The 19169-nt window shown below is 41.4% G+C and carries 17 protein-coding genes; 16 read left to right on the top strand and 1 reads right to left on the bottom strand.

Features of this window, described 5'->3' with window-relative positions; all coding sequences use genetic code 11:
* Positions 1-69: 69 nt before the first annotated feature.
* On the top strand, positions 70-843 hold the full coding sequence (locus tag HT697_RS09465) for an ion channel (protein WP_164226228.1): 774 nt from the start codon (positions 70-72) through the stop codon (positions 841-843).
* A gap of 260 nt (positions 844-1103) precedes the next feature.
* Here the strand turns inward: HT697_RS09465 and HT697_RS09460 are convergent, their stop codons facing one another.
* Positions 1104-2090, bottom strand: coding sequence for an L-lactate dehydrogenase (locus HT697_RS09460; protein ID WP_000204726.1), 987 nt, complete (start codon positions 2088-2090; stop codon positions 1104-1106).
* Positions 2091-2283: 193 nt separating this feature from the next.
* On the opposite strand from HT697_RS09460, the gene gyrA reads away from it, so the two are divergent.
* The 15 genes from gyrA to lepA all read left to right on the top strand — a co-directional run bounded on the left by gyrA (position 2284) and on the right by lepA (position 18930).
* Positions 2284-4752: a DNA gyrase subunit A gene (gene gyrA, locus HT697_RS09455; RefSeq protein ID WP_173263076.1), complete on the top strand. Its 2469-nt coding sequence runs from the start codon at positions 2284-2286 to the stop codon at positions 4750-4752.
* Complete coding sequence (gene srtA / locus HT697_RS09450) at positions 4752-5495, top strand: sortase SrtA (protein ID WP_050261547.1); 744 nt, start codon at positions 4752-4754, stop codon at positions 5493-5495. Before gyrA ends, srtA begins: the two co-directional genes overlap by 1 nt.
* 137 nt (positions 5496-5632) lie before the next feature.
* Complete coding sequence (locus HT697_RS09445; protein WP_164226231.1) at positions 5633-6430, top strand: formate/nitrite transporter family protein; 798 nt, start codon at positions 5633-5635, stop codon at positions 6428-6430.
* A gap of 145 nt (positions 6431-6575) precedes the next feature.
* Positions 6576-7856 (top strand): O-acetylhomoserine aminocarboxypropyltransferase/cysteine synthase family protein, encoded by a 1281-nt coding sequence (locus HT697_RS09440; protein WP_164226248.1) that lies wholly within the window; start codon positions 6576-6578, stop codon positions 7854-7856.
* Positions 7857-7951: 95 nt separating this feature from the next.
* The gene (locus HT697_RS09435) at positions 7952-9226 is read left to right on the top strand and encodes a DUF2130 domain-containing protein (RefSeq protein ID WP_173263073.1); all 1275 of its coding nucleotides are present in this window, start codon (positions 7952-7954) and stop codon (positions 9224-9226) included.
* A gap of 9 nt (positions 9227-9235) precedes the next feature.
* Positions 9236-10114, top strand: coding sequence for a tRNA pseudouridine(55) synthase TruB (truB, locus tag HT697_RS09430; protein ID WP_173263070.1), 879 nt, complete (start codon positions 9236-9238; stop codon positions 10112-10114).
* A gap of 109 nt (positions 10115-10223) precedes the next feature.
* Entirely contained in the window at positions 10224-10862 is a 639-nt protein-coding gene (gene udk, locus HT697_RS09425; protein WP_001181374.1) for a uridine kinase, read from the top strand.
* Between the two features lie 127 nt (positions 10863-10989).
* On the top strand, positions 10990-12330 hold the full coding sequence (gene xseA, locus HT697_RS09420; protein ID WP_173263067.1) for an exodeoxyribonuclease VII large subunit: 1341 nt from the start codon (positions 10990-10992) through the stop codon (positions 12328-12330).
* Positions 12308-12520: an exodeoxyribonuclease VII small subunit gene (locus tag HT697_RS09415; protein ID WP_000043226.1), complete on the top strand. Its 213-nt coding sequence runs from the start codon at positions 12308-12310 to the stop codon at positions 12518-12520. The genes xseA and HT697_RS09415 overlap by 23 nt, the downstream gene beginning before the upstream one ends.
* A complete protein-coding gene (locus HT697_RS09410; RefSeq protein WP_173263064.1) occupies positions 12517-13392 on the top strand; it encodes a polyprenyl synthetase family protein in 876 nt (291 codons plus the stop codon). The genes HT697_RS09415 and HT697_RS09410 overlap by 4 nt, the downstream gene beginning before the upstream one ends.
* Complete coding sequence (locus HT697_RS09405) at positions 13385-14200, top strand: TlyA family RNA methyltransferase (RefSeq protein ID WP_173263061.1); 816 nt, start codon at positions 13385-13387, stop codon at positions 14198-14200. The genes HT697_RS09410 and HT697_RS09405 overlap by 8 nt, the downstream gene beginning before the upstream one ends.
* Positions 14193-14624 carry an arginine repressor gene (locus HT697_RS09400; RefSeq protein WP_001034401.1) on the top strand — a complete coding sequence of 144 codons (432 nt, stop codon included), beginning with the start codon at positions 14193-14195 and terminating at the stop codon, positions 14622-14624. The genes HT697_RS09405 and HT697_RS09400 overlap by 8 nt, the downstream gene beginning before the upstream one ends.
* A gap of 6 nt (positions 14625-14630) precedes the next feature.
* Positions 14631-16298 (top strand): DNA repair protein RecN, encoded by a 1668-nt coding sequence (recN, locus tag HT697_RS09395; protein WP_173263058.1) that lies wholly within the window; start codon positions 14631-14633, stop codon positions 16296-16298.
* 1 nt (position 16299) lies between these two features.
* Complete coding sequence (locus HT697_RS09390) at positions 16300-17028, top strand: metallophosphoesterase family protein (protein WP_173263056.1); 729 nt, start codon at positions 16300-16302, stop codon at positions 17026-17028.
* Positions 17029-17106: 78 nt separating this feature from the next.
* Positions 17107-18930 carry a translation elongation factor 4 gene (lepA, locus tag HT697_RS09385; RefSeq protein ID WP_001047210.1) on the top strand — a complete coding sequence of 608 codons (1824 nt, stop codon included), beginning with the start codon at positions 17107-17109 and terminating at the stop codon, positions 18928-18930.
* Positions 18931-19169: the final 239 nt, after the last annotated feature.

Genomic DNA, 19169 nt, shown 5'->3' with positions numbered 1-19169 from the left:
CTTCTTTTTTATATATCTGGTAGAGATTTGGTGTGGTATAATGTTTACAAATGATATAGGAGAAGTAGTGTGAAAAGAAAATGGTTATTTAAGGATTATTATGACACAACAATTATTTTACTTGCTTTAATCTCTGTTATTCTGGTATTACTTGGATTTGCTGAGATGATTGATTTAGACAGTCCTCCATACAGTATTATTGACTTGCTACTTTGGTTTGTGTTTGTGGTAGATTATGGTTGGCGGTTCTTTTCAAGTAAAGCAAAATGGAGGTTTATACTTGAAAATATCTTTGACTTGTTAGCTATCCTTCCTTTAAATGCTATTTTTACAGTATTGCGATTAGGGCGTATCTTCCGCTTAGCAAGGCTGACAAAATTACTGAAACTGACTCGTTTACTTAGAATAATTGGACTTACAGGTAAATTAGAAAGAAAAATTAGTAGATTCTTACGAACAAATGGCCTGATTTATATCTTATATGTTAATATTTTTATCGTTCTAGTAGGAAGTTCAATTTTATCTGTAGTTGAAGAAAAATCCTTCTCAGATAGTCTTTGGTGGGCTCTTGTGACAGTAACTACTGTTGGTTATGGTGATATTGTTCCAGTTTCCCTTTTTGGGAAATGGCTAGCAGTTTTACTGATGCTTGTCGGTATTGGAACAATAGGGATGCTAACAAGTGCTTTGACGAACTTTTTTGTAAAGGATAATCCAGATGAACAGATAAAACTTGATAAACTTCAAGATGAATTATCTAGTCAGAGAATATTACTAGAGAAGCAATCTGAGAAAATCGAAGAACTGCATCGGATGATACAAGATTTGCTTGAAAAAACATAATAAAAATAAAGATGAGACAAAGTTTGAGTTGAGGAGAAATCAAGTAAGTTTTGACACAATAGAACGCATATTATCAGGTATAAAAACTTGATACTATGCGTTTTATAGAGAAATGAAATAAAATCTGAACAAATCAATTAGGAATTTAAAGCATTTTATAACAACGTTTTAGAGTAATGGGGTGCTATTTCAACTTCAATCTACTATAATATAGATAAAAAACAACTCCCTGATGATTCAAGGAGTTGTCTATAGTTAAATTAGTTTTTTGAAGCTGCTTGGAATTCTGGGTTTTTCCATGCTTCGTCAATGATAGCTTGCAATTCTTTAGCAGATGCTTGCATTTTTTGAGTTTCTGCGTCGTTCAATGGGATATTTACTGGACGAACGATACCATGTGCACCAACAACAGCTGGTTGACCGATAAAGACGTTCTCAACTCCGTATTGACCTTCTTGGAATACTGAAAGTGGAAGTACTGCGTTTTCATCGTCAAGGATTGCTTTAGTGATACGAGCAAGGGCTACTGCGATACCGTAGTATGTTGCACCTTTTTTGTTGATGATTGTGTAGGCTGCATCACGAACACCTTCGAACAATTCAATCAATTCAGCTTCTTGAACATTTTGAGTGTCTTTAAGGAATTCTTCAAGGTTTACACCAGCGATGTTAGCGTGTGACCAAACAGCGAACTCGGAGTCACCGTGTTCACCCATGATGTAGGCGTGAACTGAACGAGCATCTACATCCAATTTTTCAGCAAGTGCTTGACGGAAACGAGCTGAGTCAAGTGAAGTACCTGAACCGATAACGCGTTCTTTAGGGAAACCAGAGAATTTCCAAGTTGAGTAAGTCAAAACGTCAACTGGGTTAGCAGCAACAAGGAAGATACCTTTGAAACCTGATTCAACAACTTGAGTTACGATTGATTTGTTGATAGCAAGGTTTTTACCTACAAGGTCAAGACGAGTTTCACCTGGTTTTTGAGGAGCACCTGCAGTGATTACAACAAGGTCAGCGTCTGCACAGTCAGAGTATTGAGCCGCATAGATTTTTTTAGGTGAAGTGAAGGCAAGGGCGTGACTAAGGTCAAGCGCGTCACCAACAGCTTTTTCATGCAATTGTGGAATTTCGATAATTCCAAGCTCTTGTGCAATTCCTTGGTTAACAAGTGCAAAAGCGTAAGATGAACCTACAGCACCATCACCGACAAGAATAACTTTTTTGTGTTGTTTAGTTGAAGTCATTGTTCTAAACATCTCCTTAATTTTATTAGGGGATTTTCCCCAGACAACTTCATTCTATCACTTTTAAAAAACTTTGTCACGAATATGCCTTATAGTTCTCAATGTAAACGTTTTAGTGGTTTAGAGGCTGAAATAGATGGGAATTTATGGTATAATGTTGTTACTTACTAATTGTGAAATGAGGCATTTATTAATGCAGGATAAAAATTTAGTGAATGTCAATCTGACAAAGGAGATGAAGACGAGCTTTATCGATTACGCCATGAGTGTTATCGTAGCCCGGGCTCTTCCTGATGTTCGAGATGGCTTGAAACCTGTTCACCGTCGAATTCTCTACGGAATGAATGAATTGGGTGTGACCCCAGACAAACCCCATAAAAAATCTGCTCGTATTACAGGGGATGTCATGGGTAAATACCACCCTCATGGAGATTCCTCTATCTATGAAGCCATGGTCCGTATGGCTCAATGGTGGAGCTACCGTTACATGCTTGTAGATGGTCATGGGAACTTTGGTTCCATGGATGGTGATGGTGCTGCCGCCCAGCGTTACACTGAGGCACGTATGAGCAAGATTGCTCTGGAAATGCTTCGAGATATCAATAAGAATACAGTTGATTTCGTCGATAACTATGACGCCAATGAACGGGAACCCTTGGTCTTGCCAGCTCGTTTTCCAAATCTTTTAGTTAATGGAGCAACTGGTATTGCCGTTGGTATGGCAACCAATATTCCACCTCATAACCTGGGTGAGACCATTGATGCAGTCAAGCTCGTCATGGACAATCCTGAAGTGACTACCAAGGACTTGATGGAAGTCTTGCCTGGTCCAGATTTTCCAACAGGTGCCCTTGTCATGGGGAAATCAGGCATTCATAAGGCTTATGAAACAGGTAAAGGTTCTATTGTTCTTCGTTCTCGTACTGAAATCGAAGAAACTAAGACTGGCCGTGAGCGAATTGTTGTAACAGAATTTCCTTATATGGTCAACAAAACCAAGGTGCATGAGCATATTGTTCGCTTGGTTCAGGAAAAACGCATTGAGGGGATTACAGCAGTACGTGATGAGTCAAACCGTGAAGGTGTTCGATTTGTTATTGAAGTCAAGCGCGATGCCTCAGCCAATGTTATCCTTAATAACCTCTTCAAGATGACCCAAATGCAAACCAACTTTGGTTTCAATATGCTTGCTATCCAAAATGGTGTACCGAAGATTTTATCCCTTCGTCAGATTTTGGATGCTTATATCGAGCACCAAAAAGAAGTAGTTGTTCGTCGGACACGTTTTGATAAGGAAAAAGCGGAAGCACGCGCTCATATCTTAGAAGGTCTCTTGATTGCGCTAGACCATATCGATGAAGTGATTCGTATCATCCGTGCTAGTGAAACAGACGCAGAAGCACAAGCTGAGTTGATGAGTAAATTTAAGCTTTCTGAACGTCAAAGTCAGGCCATCCTTGATATGCGTCTTCGTCGTTTGACAGGTTTGGAACGCGATAAGATTCAGTCTGAGTATGATGATCTCTTGGCTCTGATTGCGGATTTGGCGGATATTCTTGCTAAGCCTGAACGTGTTTCTCAAATTATCAAAGACGAATTAGATGAAGTTAAACGTAAATTTTCTGATAAACGCCGTACAGAGTTGATGATCGGTGAAGTCTTGAGTCTTGAAGACGAAGATTTGATTGAAGAGTCGGATGTCTTGATTACCCTTTCTAACAGAGGCTACATTAAGCGTTTGGATCAGGACGAGTTCACTGCTCAAAAACGTGGGGGTCGTGGTGTCCAAGGAACAGGTGTTAAGGATGATGATTTTGTTCGTGAGTTAGTGTCAACTAGCACCCATGATCACCTGCTCTTCTTTACAAATAAAGGACGTGTCTATCGTTTGAAAGGCTATGAAATTCCTGAGTATGGTCGGACGGCCAAAGGACTACCAGTAGTTAATCTCTTGAAATTAGATGAAGGCGAAAGTATTCAGACTATTATCAATGTTGAGTCTGATCGCAGTGATGATGCTTACCTCTTCTTTACAACCCGTCACGGTATTGTGAAGAGAACCAGTGTTAAGGAGTTTGCCAATATTCGTCAAAATGGTCTCAAAGCGCTGAATCTTAAGGATGAAGATGAGCTGATTAATGTCTTATTGACAGAAGAAGATACGGATATTATCATTGGTACCAAGTTTGGTTATGCAGTTCGCTTTAATCAATCAGCCGTTCGTGGTATGAGCCGTATCGCCACTGGTGTGAAAGGTGTTAACCTTCGTGAAGGAGACACAGTTGTTGGTGCCAGCTTGATTACTGATCAAGATGAGGTTCTTATTATCACAGAAAAAGGATATGGTAAGCGTACAGTCGCTACTGAATACCCAACTAAAGGTCGTGGTGGTAAGGGAATGCAGACAGCTAAAATTACCGAAAAAAATGGCTTGCTGGCTGGTCTTATGACTGTTCAAGGGGATGAGGATTTGATGATTATCACTGATACAGGTGTCATGATTCGAACCAATCTTGCCAATATTTCACAAACAGGACGCGCAACTATGGGAGTTAAAGTAATGCGCCTGGATCAAGATGCTCAGATAGTGACCTTCACAACGGTTGCAGCGGCAGAAAAAGAAGAAGTTGAGACAGAAAATGAAACAGAAGGTGAAGCATAATGTCTCAAAAAAATAATAAAAAGAAAAACAAACGAAAAAATCTGCTGACAAATATCCTAGCAGGATTTCTGATATTACTGTCACTGGCTTTGATTTTTAATGCGCAAATTCGAAATATTTTCATGGTCTGGAATACCAATAAGTATCAAGTTAGTCAGGTATCAAAAGAAAAAATAGAAGAAAATCAGGATACAGAAGGAAATTTTGATTTTGATTCGGTCAAAGCAATTTCTTCGGAAGCTGTTCTAGCTTCTCAATGGGATGCTCAAAAATTACCAGTTATTGGGGGAATTGCAATTCCTGAATTGGAAATGAATTTGCCGATTTTTAAAGGACTTGATAATGTTAATCTCTTCTACGGTGCTGGTACAATGAAACGCGAGCAAGTAATGGGAGAAGGAAATTATAGTCTAGCTAGTCACCATATCTTTGGTGTTGATAATGCTAATAAAATGTTATTTTCTCCTTTAGATAATGCTAAAAATGGTATGAAGATTTATCTAACCGATAAAAATAAAGTTTATACCTATGAAATCCGTGAAGTCAAACGTGTGACACCGGATCGTGTTGATGAGGTTGATGATAGAGATGGGGTTAATGAAATCACATTAGTAACCTGTGAAGACCTTGCTGCTACAGAACGTATTATTGTAAAAGGTGATTTGAAAGAAACAAAAGATTATTCACAAACATCTGATGAAATCCTAACAGCTTTCAATCAACCATATAAACAATTTTATTAGTACAAATCAGTGAAATCATGGATTTCACTGATTTTTTTAAGATTTTCATAAAAAAACTTTTATGAAATCCAGAAAACGCTTCCTAAAATCTAAAGTTTGTGATATAATTATCAAGAAAAAAGATTTAGGAGTTTATTATGGTTTCTTCAGAATTTATCTCAAAGATTGAATTTGCTTGCAAGAAGAAGGAAAGTCTTTATAGTCAAAGCAAATTTAAGTATGCGATTCGTTCTATGTTTGCAGGTGCATTCTTAACTTTCAGTACAGCTGCTGGTGCAGTTGGGGCTGACTTGATTAATAAAATTGCACCAGGTAGTGGACGTTTCCTCTTCCCATTTGTCTTTGCTTGGGGCTTGGCCTACATTGTTTTCTTGAATGCCGAGTTGGTAACATCAAACATGATGTTCTTGACTGCAGGTAGTTTCTTGAAAAAAATCTCTTGGAGAAAAACAGCTGAGATTTTACTTTACTGTACCTTGTTCAACCTTATCGGGGCTTTGATAGCAGGTTGGGGCTTTGCCCACTCAGCAGCCTATGCACATCTGACTCATGATAGTTTCATCTCAGGGGTTGTTGAGATGAAGTTAGGCCGCTCAAATGAATTAGTCTTACTTGAGGCGATTTTGGCAAATATTTTCGTTAATATTGCGATTCTTTCATTTGTTTTGGTCAAAGATGGTGGTGCCAAACTTTGGCTTGTTTTATCAGCGATTTACATGTTTGTATTCTTAACAAACGAGCACATTGCCGCAAACTTTGCTTCTTTCGCGATTGTGAAATTCAGTGTTGCTGCTGATTCAATTGCTAACTTCGGTGTTGGAAATATGCTTCGCCACTGGGGTGTAACCTTCATCGGAAACTTTATCGGAGGAGGCCTCTTGATAGGTCTTCCATATGCCTTCCTCAATAAAAATGAAGATACTTATGTAGATTAAGAAAATGAGCACGATTGAGTCGTGCTTTTTTCGATTTTGTAAGAAGTAATAGCCACTCCTTATATCAAAATATAAAAAGAGGTATTAGTCAAGATAGGTCGATAGTGCTACAATATCCTTAATGAAACTATATGGAGGTCGCCTTATGACTCGTGATTTTAAATTTGAAACCTTGCAACTACATGCTGGTCAAGTAGTTGATCCAGTAACTAAGTCTCGTGCGGTGCCGATTTATCAAACAACATCTTTTGTTTTTGATGATACGCAGGAAGGTGCCGATTTGTTTGCCTTGAGGAAACCAGGGAACATTTATACTCGTATTACAAATCCTACAACGGCTGCTTTTGAAGAAAGAATTGCAGCTCTCGAAGGTGGTGTCGGAGCTCTTGCAACAGCATCAGGTATGGCAGCAGTGACTTATACGATTTTGGCTCTTGCCCATGCTGGTGACCATGTAGTGGCTGCTTCGACTATTTACGGTGGAACCTTCAATCTCTTGAAGGAAACCCTTCCTCGTTATGGTATCACAACAGCCTTTGTCGATGTGGATAATTTGGAGGAAGTAGAAGCAGCGATCAAAGACAATACCAAGCTTGTCTTGATTGAAACCTTGGGGAATCCCTTGATAAACATTCCTGACTTGGAAAAATTGGCTGAGATTGCGCATAAACACCAGATTCCACTCGTTTCGGATAATACCTTTGCTACACCTTATTTGATTAATGTCTTTTCTCACGGTGTAGATATTGCCATTCACTCTGCGACTAAGTTTATCGGTGGCCATGGTACGACTATTGGTGGAGTGATCGTTGATAGTGGTCGTTTTGACTGGGCAGCTTCAGGAAAATTCCCTCAATTTGTTGAGGAAGACCCAAGCTACCACAATTTGAGCTATACTCGTGATGTGGGTGCAGCAGCCTTTATTATCGCTGTTCGTGTTCAATTGCTTCGTGATACAGGTGCAGCCTTGTCACCATTCAATGCTTTCCTCTTGCTACAAGGACTTGAAACCCTTTCACTTCGTGTGGAACGACATGTTCAAAATGCTGAGAAAATTGTTGATTTTCTTGTCAACCATCCTAAGGTAGAAAAAGTAAATTATCCAAAACTTGCAGATAGTCCTTATCATGCCTTGGCTGAGAAATACTTGCCAAAAGGTGTGGGCTCCATCTTTACCTTCCATGTCAAAGGTGGGGAGGGAGAAGCACGCAAGGTAATTGATCATTTAGAAATCTTCTCTGATCTTGCAAACGTGGCAGATGCCAAGTCTCTGGTTGTCCATCCAGCAACAACCACTCACGGTCAATTGTCAGAAAAAGACCTTGAAGCAGCAGGTGTCACACCAAACCAAATTCGTTTGTCAATCGGACTTGAAAATGTAGAGGATTTGATTGAAGACTTGCGCTTGGCCTTGGAAGAAATTTAAAGAAAAAGAAGATAAACAGTGGGTTTCGACTCACTGTTTTTGATTTTCCCTTAGGCATGATATAATGGTTACAGAAATCTAGAAAGAGGAACGATATGAACGAAATCAAATGCCCCAACTGTGGGGAAGTCTTTACAGTAAATGAGAGCCAGTATGCTGAACTCTTGTCCCAAGTGAGAACGGCAGAGTTTGATAAGGAATTGCACGATCGTATGAAGCAGGAACTGGCTTTGGCAGAGCAGAAGGCCATGAATGAGCAACAGACTAAACTGGCTCAAAAAGACCAAGAAATTGCGCAATTACAGAGTCAAATCCAAAACTTTGATACAGAAAAAGAATTGGCCAAGAAAGAGGTTGAACAGACAAGCAATCAGGCTCTCTTGGCTAAGGACAAGGAAGTACAGGCCTTGGAAAACCAATTGGCCACCTTGCGTTTGGAACATGAAAATCAACTACAGAAGACCCTTTCTGGCCTAGAAAAAGAACGTGATCAGGTTAAAAACCAGCTTCTTTTACAAGAAAAAGAAAACGAGCTTTCTCTTGCTTCAGTTAAACAAAACTACGAAGCTCAACTCAAGGCAGTTAGTGAACAAGTAGAATTTTATAAGAATTTCAAAGCCCAACAATCTACAAAAGCTATCGGGGAAAGTCTGGAACAGTATGCGGAAAGTGAGTTTAACAAGGTCCGTAGTTTTGCCTTTCCAAATGCTTACTTTGAGAAGGATAACAAGGTTTCTGCGCGTGGTTCTAAAGGAGACTTTATCTTCCGTGAATGTGATGAAAATGGAGTAGAGATTATCTCCATCATGTTTGAGATGAAAAATGAAGCGGACGGAACAGAGAAGAAGCACAAGAATGCAGATTTTTATAAGGAGTTGGACAAGGACCGTCTGGAGAAGAACTGTGAGTATGCCGTTTTGGTGACCATGCTTGAGGCCGATAATGACTACTTTAACACAGGGATTGTTGACGTCAGCCATGAGTATGAAAAGATGTATGTGGTTCGTCCTCAATTCTTTATTCAGTTGATTGGGCTTTTGCGAAATGCGGCGCTTAATTCCCTAAAATACAAGCAAGAGTTGGCCTTGGTTCGCGAACAAAATATTGACATTACGCATTTTGAAGAAGACTTGGATGCCTTTAAGTTAGCTTTTGCCAAGAACTACAACTCTGCTTCGACCAACTTTGGCAAAGCTATTGATGAAATTGACAAGGCCATCAAACGCATGGAAGAAGTTAAGAAATTCCTGACAACATCTGAAAACCAACTCCGCCTTGCAAACAATAAATTGGAAGATGTTTCCGTCAAAAAATTGACCCGGAAAAATCCAACTATGAAAGCGAAATTTGAAGCGTTGAAGGGGAAATAGAAAGCAAAAATGAACGGTATTATCAACTTAAAAAAAGAAGCGGGGATGACCTCGCATGATGCGGTTTTTAAACTGCGTAAGATTTTGGACACCAAGAAGATTGGTCATGGTGGGACCTTGGATCCGGATGTGGTGGGTGTTTTGCCTATTGCGGTTGGCAAGGCGACCCGCATGGTCGAGTTTATGCAGGATGAGGGCAAGGTCTATGAGGGGGAAATCACTCTCGGCTATTCCACGACGACTGAGGATGCCAGTGGGGAAGTGGTCGCGGAGACACCTGTTTTATCGCCCTTGGATAAAAAGCTTGTTGATGAAGCAATCGCTAGTTTGACTGGGCCTATTACCCAGATTCCACCTATGTATTCGGCTGTCAAGGTCAATGGTCGCAAGCTCTATGAGTATGCGCGAGCTGGTCAGGAAGTGGAGCGTCCAGAACGTCAGGTGACCATTTATCAATTTGAACGAACAAGTCCGATTTCTTATGATGGCGAACTTGCACGCTTTACTTTTCGTGTGAAATGTAGCAAGGGAACCTATATTCGTACCTTATCGGTTGACTTGGGAGAGAAGCTTGGTTATGCGGCTCATATGTCACATCTGACACGGACTAGTGCAGCCGGTTTGCAGCTAGAAGACGCTATTACCTTGGAAGAAATTGCTGAAAAAGTAGAGGCTGGTCAACTGGACTTTCTCCATCCTCTAGAGATTGGGACAGGGGACCTCGTCAAAGTTTTTCTAAGTCCAGAAGAGGCTACAGAAGTGCGCTTTGGTCGTTTTATCGAACTCGAGCAAACAGAACAAGAATTGGCTGCCTTTGAAGATGATAAATTGCTAGCCATTCTAGAGAAACGAGGCAATCTATACAAGCCAAGGAAGGTTTTTAGCTAGTCTAACTGGGGTGTAGGGAGTGTTGTTTCCCCTAGACTATCCAAATCAGACTATAAATTTTGCAAAAAATGTGATAGAATAGACGACGGATAAAAAAACGGAGGATAGCATGCAAAATAGACCAATCATTATCGGAGTGACAGGTGGTTCTGGTGGAGGAAAAACCAGTGTTTCAAGAGCCATTTTATCGCATTTCCCTGATGAAAAGATTTCCATGATTGAGCATGATTCATACTACAAGGATCAGTCTCATTTGACCTTTGAAGAGCGTGTCAAAACCAACTATGACCATCCTTTTGCCTTTGATACAGATTTGATGATCGAGCAGATTAAAGAATTGTTGGCAGGGCGTCCGGTGGACATCCCGACTTATGACTATACAGAGCATACACGGAGTAGCAAGACCTATCGTCAGGATCCTCAAGATGTCTTTATCGTTGAGGGGATTTTGGTCTTGGAGGACAAGCGTCTGCGTGATTTGATGGATATCAAGATTTTTGTGGATACAGATGACGATGTGCGCATTATTCGTCGTATTAAGCGTGATATGGAAGAGCGTGGCCGTAGCTTGGATAGCGTTATTGACCAGTATTTAGGTGTGGTTAAACCTATGTATCATCAGTTTATCGAGCCGACTAAGCGTTATGCTGATATCGTCATTCCTGAGGGAGTCAGCAATACCGTGGCTATCGACCTTTTGACGACCAAGATTGCAAAGATTTTGGAAGAAGCTCGAAATAGTAAATAAACAGATGTGGAGGCCTTGCCTCCTTTTTCTATTTTTCCCTCATAATGGTACATAAATGAAGATTTTTAGGCATATTTTTGGTATAATAATACCCATGAAAGAGCAAGAAAATGAATAGTAGGTGGAGATGGAAAAGTATTTATCGGTAACAACTTTGACCAAGTATCTGAAAATGAAATTCGATAAAGACCCTTACTTGGAACGGGTCTATTTAACTGGTCAAGTTTCCAACTTTCGTAAACGACCTACTCACCAATATTTCTCCCTAAAGGATGACCATGCAGTTATTCAAGCGACCATCTGGTCTGGGATTTATCAGAAATTAGGCTTCGACCTTGAAGAAGGGATGAAGATCAATGTGATTGGGCGTGTGCAGGTCTATGAACCAAGTGGTAGCTACTCCATCATCATTGAAAAAGCTGAGCCTGATGGGGTTGGTGCGCTTGCGATTCAGTTTGAACAACTCAAGAAAAAATTGACAGAAGAAGGCCTGTTTCAAGAACGCTTCAAGCAACCTCTGCCCCAATTTGCTAAGCGAATCGGTGTAGTAACCAGTCGCAGTGGAGCCGTTATTCGAGATATTATCACGACAGTCAGCAGGCGATTTCCAGGTGTAGATATCCTTCTCTATCCGACTAAGGTTCAAGGAGATGGAGCAGCAGAGGAAATTGCTCGAAATATTGCGCGTGCCAATCAACGTGACGATTTGGATTTGCTGATTATTGGTCGTGGGGGTGGTTCTATCGAGGATCTCTGGGCCTTTAACGAAGAAATTGTGGTACGAGCTATTTTTGAGTCTCGTTTACCAGTTATCTCTAGTGTGGGGCATGAGACGGATGTGACCTTGGCAGATTTTGTGGCAGATCGACGCGCTGCAACGCCAACAGCGGCGGCTGAACTGGCAACACCTGTGACCAAGTTGGATCTATTAGCTCATTTGCAAAATCAGGAAAAACGGATGGCAACGGCAGTCCGAAATATCCTATCTAAGAAACAAGAAGCTTTGAAAAAATGCAGTCAGTCTGTTATCTTTAGACAGCCAGAGCGTTTGTATGATGGCTATATGCAACGCTTGGATCAACTGCAACTGCGCTTAAAACAAAGTTTACGAACACGGATTTCTGATAACAAGCAATTGGTCCAAGCAAGGACGCATCGACTGGTTCAATTATCACCTGTTACTAAAATCCAACGTTATCAAGATCGTCTAGGTCAGTTGGACAAGCTTCTCCGCAGCCAAATGGCTTTGGTTTATGATGCCAAGGTTGCTGAGGTCAAGCGACTTTCAGAAGCCTTGTTGATGTTGGATACCAGTCGAATCGTGGCGCGTGGTTATGCTATTGTCAAAAAAGAAGAGTCCGTTGTAGATTCGGTTGAGAGTTTGAAGAAAAAAGACCAAGTGACGCTTTTGATGCGAGATGGTCGAGTAGAATTAGAGGTTAAAGATGTCAAAACAAAAGAAATTTGAGGAAAATCTAGCAGAGCTGGAGACCATTGTCCAAAGTTTGGAGAATGGTGAAATTGCTCTGGAAGATGCGATTGCTGCCTTTCAAAAGGGCATGGTCTTGTCAAAAGAGCTCCAAGCGACGCTGGACAAGGCTGAAAAGACCTTGGTCAAGGTTATGCAAGAAGACGGAACAGAAAGTGATTTTGAATGAAGAAGCAAGAAAAATTAGCTCTTGTCGAGTCAGCCTTGGAAGATTTTTATGGAGACCAGCAGTTTGCCTCTAGTTTGCGTGAGTCTGTTCTCTATTCCATTCATGCTGGTGGCAAGCGTATTCGACCTTTTCTCTTGTTAGAAGTTCTGGAAGCCTTGCAGGTGGCTATTAAACCTGCTCACGCGCAGGTAGCTGCGGCCTTGGAAATGATTCATACAGGGAGCTTGATTCATGATGATCTTCCAGCTATGGATGATGATGATTACCGTCGAGGGCGTTTGACCAACCATAAGAAATTCGGTGAAGCTATGGCCATTTTGGCTGGAGATGCCTTGTTCCTAGATCCTTATGCCTTGATAGCGCAGGCAGATTTGCCAAGTCAGATCAAGGTGGACTTGATTGCTAACTTATCCTTTGCTTCAGGTAGTCTGGGAATGGTTGCAGGGCAAGTTTTGGATATGGAAGGCGAACACCAGCATTTGTCTTTAGAAGAACTCCAGACCATTCATGCTAATAAGACTGGGAAATTACTAGCCTATCCCTTCCAAGCAGCTGCTATTATAGCTGAATTGGTTCCTGAAATACAAGCAAAACTGAAAACTGTTGGTGAATTGATTGGGCTTGCCTTTCAAGTTAGAGATGATGTGCTAGATGTGACAGCTAGTTTTGAAGAAATCGGCAAGACACCACAAAAGGACTTGCAGGCAGAAAAGTCAACCTATCCTGCCTTGTTGGGCTTGGAAGAGGCCATTGCCTTTTGTAACCAAACCTTGAATCAAGCTAATGCAAAACTAGAGGAAATTGCTCAGCAGGTTCCCTTTGAAACAGAATCAATTGTAAGTGTAGTAGAAAGTTTGAGAATCAATGGCTAAGGAAAGAGTGGATGTACTAGCTTATAAACAGGGCTTGTTTGAAACGCGAGAACAGGCCAAGCGCGGTGTCATGGCTGGACTAGTCGTAGCAGTCCTGAATGGAGAACGGTTTGATAAACCAGGAGAGAAAATCCCGGACGACACCGAGCTAAAACTCAAGGGTGAAAAACTCAAGTATGTCAGCCGTGGTGGCTTGAAATTAGAAAAGGCCTTGCAGGTATTTGATTTGTCAGTTGATGGAGCGACCACGATTGATATCGGTGCTTCTACTGGAGGCTTTACCGATGTCATGTTGCAGAATGGTGCTGAGTTGGTCTTTGCAGTCGATGTTGGTACTAATCAATTGGCTTGGAAATTGCGCCAAGACCCACGAGTTGTCAGCATGGAGCAGTTCAATTTCCGCTATGCTGAAAAGACTGATTTCGAAAAGGAACCGAGCTTTGCCAGTATTGATGTGAGTTTCATTTCCCTTAGTCTGATTTTGCCAGCCTTGCACCGTGTCTTGGCTGATCAAGGGCAGGTCGTGGCTCTGGTTAAGCCTCAGTTTGAAGCAGGACGTGAGCAGATTGGGAAAAACGGAATCATTCGTGATGCTAAGGTCCATCAACATGTCCTTGAATCTGTCACAGCTATGGCAGTAGAGGAAGGCTTTTCAGTCCTTGGATTGGACTTTTCTCCCATCCAAGGCGGTCATGGAAATATTGAGTTTTTAGCGTATTTGAAAAAAGAAGAGTCAGCAAGCAATCAGGTTCTTGCTGAAATTGAAGAAGTAGTAGAGAGGGCGCATAGTCAATTTAAAAATGAATAAAAAAGAGAGACTTGAAAAAATTAGACGATTTGTGACAGATTATCAAATCGGCACGCAAGAAGAAATTGTAGAACATTTGAAAGAGGCAGGCATCACTGCCACTCAAGCGACAGTATCCCGAGATATCAAAGAGCTAGGTATTGTCAAAATTCCTTTGAGAGACAACACCTATGTCTATGAATTACCAAAATCAATCGTAAAAAGTTTGCAACTGGCTGAAGACAATATTGAGTCAGCTGAATTGATGGATAAGATGATCAATCTCCAAGTTATTCCAGGAAATACAGCTTTTGTAAAAGCTCAGTTAACCGAGACTTTTGCGGACAAGATTTTTAGCTGTTTAGCTGATGATAGTTCGATTTTAGTCATTGCCAGAAGTGAAAGTCTAGCTGAGGAAATCTTTGAACAAGTAAAAAATTGGTAGGTCTATATGTTACTTGAAATTTCGATAAAAAACTTTGCCATTATTGAGGCTATTTCTCTCAATTTTGAAAAGGGAATGACTGTCCTGACTGGTGAAACGGGTGCAGGGAAGTCGATTATCATTGATGCCATGAATATGATGTTGGGAGCTCGTGCGACGACAGATGTTATTCGTCATGGTGCGCCAAAGGCAGAGATTGAGGGGCTTTTCTCCGTTGAAAATAGTCGCCTTTTACAGGAAATTTTTGATGAGCAAGGTTTGGAAATGGGGGATGAAATTATCATCCGTCGGGAAATCTTGCAAAATGGTCGGAGTATCAGCCGTGTCAATGGCCAGATGGTCAATCTGTCTGTTTTGCGTGCTATTGGGCAACATCTGGTTGATATTCATGGTCAACATGACCAAGAAGAGTTAATGCGTCCCCAACTGCATATCCAGATGTTGGATGAATTCGGTGACGTAGCTTTTTGGGAATTGAAAGAAACCTATCAAACGAGTTTTGATGCCTATCGAAAAATGCGCAAGCAGGTTCTGGAAGTCAAGAAAAACCAACAGGAACACAAGGCACGTATCGAAATGTTGGAATTTCAAATGGCAGAGATAGAGGCAGCAAACTTGCAGGCTGGAGAAGACCTGGCTCTCAATCAAGAGCGAGAGAAGCTCCTCAACCATAAAAACATTGCGGATACGCTGACCAATGCCTATAGTATGTTGGACAATGAAGACTTTTCAAGTCTGGCCAATGTTCGTTCAGCTATGAATGATATGGAAAGTGTCGAAGAGTATGCCCCTGAATACCGTGAAATTTCAAGCTCTCTGTCTGAGACTTATTATGTCTTAGAAGACATTAGCAAGCGTCTGGAAGCTATTATTGAGGATCTTGATTTTGACGGCAATCGTCTCATGCAGGTTGAGAATCGTTTGGATCTCCTTCATACTATTACCCGTAAGTATGGTGGGACTGTAGACGATGTCTTACTTTATTTTGCCAAGATTACGGATGAATACAATCTATTGACAGGCAATAACCTTTCGTCTGAGGACATGGAAGCAGAGCTTAAGAAGTTGGAAGTCAATCTTGTCGATTTGGCAGGTCAACTTGCCTCTGCTCGTCATGACTTGGCTCAGCAGCTAGAAGCAGAGATTAAACAAGAACTACAGGATCTGTATATGGAAAAAGCCCAGTTTCAGGTTCGTTTTAGCAAGGGCAAATTCAGTCGTGAGGGAAATGAAATGGTTGAGTTTTACATTTCAACCAACCCTGGTGAAGACTTTAAACCCTTGGTCAAGGTTGCTTCTGGAGGGGAATTATCTCGTCTCATGCTAGCCATTAAGTCTGCCTTTTCTCGTAAAGAGGGCAAGACAAGTATAGTCTTTGATGAGGTGGATACGGGAGTTTCAGGTCGTGTAGCCCAGGCTATTGCGCAGAAGATTCATAAGATTGGCCAGCATGGGCAGGTTCTAGCTATTTCCCATTTACCACAAGTGATTGCAATTGCGGATTATCAATTCTTTATTGAGAAGATTAGCAATGACCATTCAACCGTTTCAACTGTTCGTCTCTTGACGGTTGAAGAGCGAGTGGAAGAAGTTGCTAAGATGTTGGCAGGTGATGATGTGACAGAAGCAGCTCTGACGCAAGCCAGAGAATTGTTGAGAAACAGGGAGAAATAAGATGACAGATTATTATGTAATTGGAGATGTTCATGGAAAAGCTGGAATGCTAGAAGACCTTCTCAAAACATGGGATGGTCAGACCCAGTTGCTCTTTCTAGGGGACTTGATTGACCGTGGTGAAGATAGTCGCCGTGTCCTAGAGATGGTTAAGGACTTGGTCGATAATCAAGGGGCTATCTGTTTGTCAGGAAATCACGAGTATATGTTTTTGACTTGGCTCGATAACCCAGAAGAAAGCTATGACCACTATCGTCGCAATGGTGGAGATACAACCATTAACTCTATCCTAGGTCGTCCCTTGGATGCACCAGTTGATGGAGTAGAAGATGCCAAGCGTGTCGCTACTGAAGCGGCAGACTTGGTCGAATTTATTCGTCAAATGCCATTTGTGGTAGAGACAGACAAGTATATCTTTGTTCACGCAGGTATTGATTTGACCTTGGACGACTGGCATGAAACCACAGATTATAAAAAAGTCTGGCTTAGAAAACCATTCCACGAAGCAGAAAATCATACTGGGAAAACCATTGTCTTTGGCCATACACCGGTTTATGGTTTGTTAAAGCAAGACCGAGGTATAGCTGAGCTTTGGATGACAGAAGATGGCAAGATTGGGATGGATGGAGGAGCTGTCTATGGTGGTGTCCTTCATGGGATTGTCTTTACAGACCAAGGGATGACAGAACACCACTTTATCGAAAATGACGGCTTTGTCGCTGAAGATTAGTACACCTAGCAGGGTATGGTCTTGTCAAAATGTCAAAAACAATTTATAATAAATAGATACCCTGAAAGGAAGAGAATCATGAACTTAGAAGAATTGAAAAAACGACAGGAGAAGATCCGTAACTTCTCTATTATCGCCCATATTGACCACGGAAAATCGACTCTAGCAGACCGCATTTTGGAAAAAACAGAGACGGTTTCAAGTCGTGAAATGCAGGCCCAGCTTTTGGATAGCATGGATTTAGAACGGGAACGTGGGATTACCATTAAGTTAAATGCCATAGAGCTCAATTACACTGCAAAAGATGGGGAAACTTATATTTTCCACTTGATTGACACACCAGGGCACGTTGACTTTACCTATGAAGTTTCACGTTCGCTCGCTGCCTGTGAGGGAGCGATTTTGGTGGTCGATGCTGCCCAAGGAATTGAAGCTCAAACCCTTGCCAATGTTTATCTGGCCTTGGACAATGATTTGGAAATCATGCCAGTCATTAACAAAATTGACCTACCAGCAGCAGATCCAGAGCGCGTGCGTACGGAGATTGAAGATGTCATTGGTTTGGATGCTAGTGAAGCAGTATTGGCTTCTGCTAAGGCTGGAATCGGTATTGAAGAAATCCTCGAGCAAATCGTAGAAAAAGTTCCAGCACCAACGGGTGATGTGACGGCGCCACTTAAGGCCTTGATTTTCGATTCTGTTTACGATGCTTACCGTGGGGTTATCCTCCAAGTGCGTGTCATGGATGGGGTTGTTAAACCTGGGGATAAGATTCAGCTCATGAGCAATGGCAAGACCTTTGATGTGACCGAAGTCGGTATTTTTACACCCAAAGCAGTTGGTCGTGATTTTCTTGCGACTGGGGACGTTGGTTACATTGCGGCTTCTATCAAGACGGTTCAAGACACTCGTGTGGGTGATACCGTTACCTTGGCAACCAATCCTGCGACAGAGCCATTACATGGTTACAAGCAGATGAATCCTATGGTTTTTGCAGGTCTCTACCCAATTGAGTCAAACAAGTATAATGACCTACGTGAAGCTCTTGAAAAATTGCAACTGAATGATGCTAGTCTCCAATTTGAACCAGAAACATCTCAGGCACTTGGATTTGGTTTCCGTTGTGGTTTCCTTGGACTTCTCCATATGGATGTTATCCAGGAACGTTTAGAGCGTGAGTTCAATATTGACCTCATCATGACAGCTCCGTCTGTTATTTACAAAGTTAATTTGACCGACGGTGAGTCTATGGATGTGTCTAACCCATCTGAGTTTCCAGACCCAACTAAGATTGCGACCATTGAGGAACCTTATGTTAAGGCGCAAATCATGGTACCACAGGAGTTCGTCGGAGCAGTAATGGAATTGGCTCAGCGTAAGCGTGGGGACTTTGTGACTATGGATTATATCGATGATAACCGTGTTAATGTCATCTATCAAATTCCACTTGCTGAAATCGTCTTTGACTTCTTTGATAAGCTTAAGTCTTCGACACGTGGTTATGCAAGTTTTGACTACGAATTGTCAGAATATCGCCCATCTAAGCTGGTGAAAATGGATATCCTTCTCAATGGAGACAAGGTGGATGCCCTCAGCTTTATCGTTCACAAGGACTTTGCCTACGAACGTGGGAAACTCATCGTTGATAAACTCAAGAAAATCATCCCTCGCCAACAATTTGAAGTTCCAATCCAAGCGGCTATTGGACACAAGATTGTCGCTCGTACTGATATCAAGGCCCTTCGTAAGAACGTACTTGCTAAATGTTATGGTGGTGACGTTTCTCGTAAACGTAAACTCCTTGAAAAACAAAAAGCTGGTAAGAAACGTATGAAAGCTATCGGATCAGTAGAAGTTCCGCAAGAAGCCTTCCTCAGCGTCTTGAGTATGGATGAAGAATAAGTTATCAGAAATGCCTTTCCTTGTTCATAGGAAATTTATATAAGAATCAATAGTAAAGCAGGCTTAGATGGTCTGCTTTTTTAGTTTTCATACTCTTCGAAAATCTCTTCAAACCACATCAGCGTCTCCTTGCCGTAGATATGATCACTGACTTCGTCAGTCTTATCTACAACCTCAAAACAGTGTTTTGAGCAACCTGCGGCTAGCTTCCTAGTTTGCTCTTTGATTTTCATTGAGTA

It is taken from the genome of Streptococcus sp. 1621, from assembly GCF_013276615.1.
Lineage (GTDB): Bacteria > Bacillota > Bacilli > Lactobacillales > Streptococcaceae > Streptococcus.
Note: the sequence above shows the minus strand (reverse complement) of the source record. Positions and strands in the feature narration are given on the sequence as shown.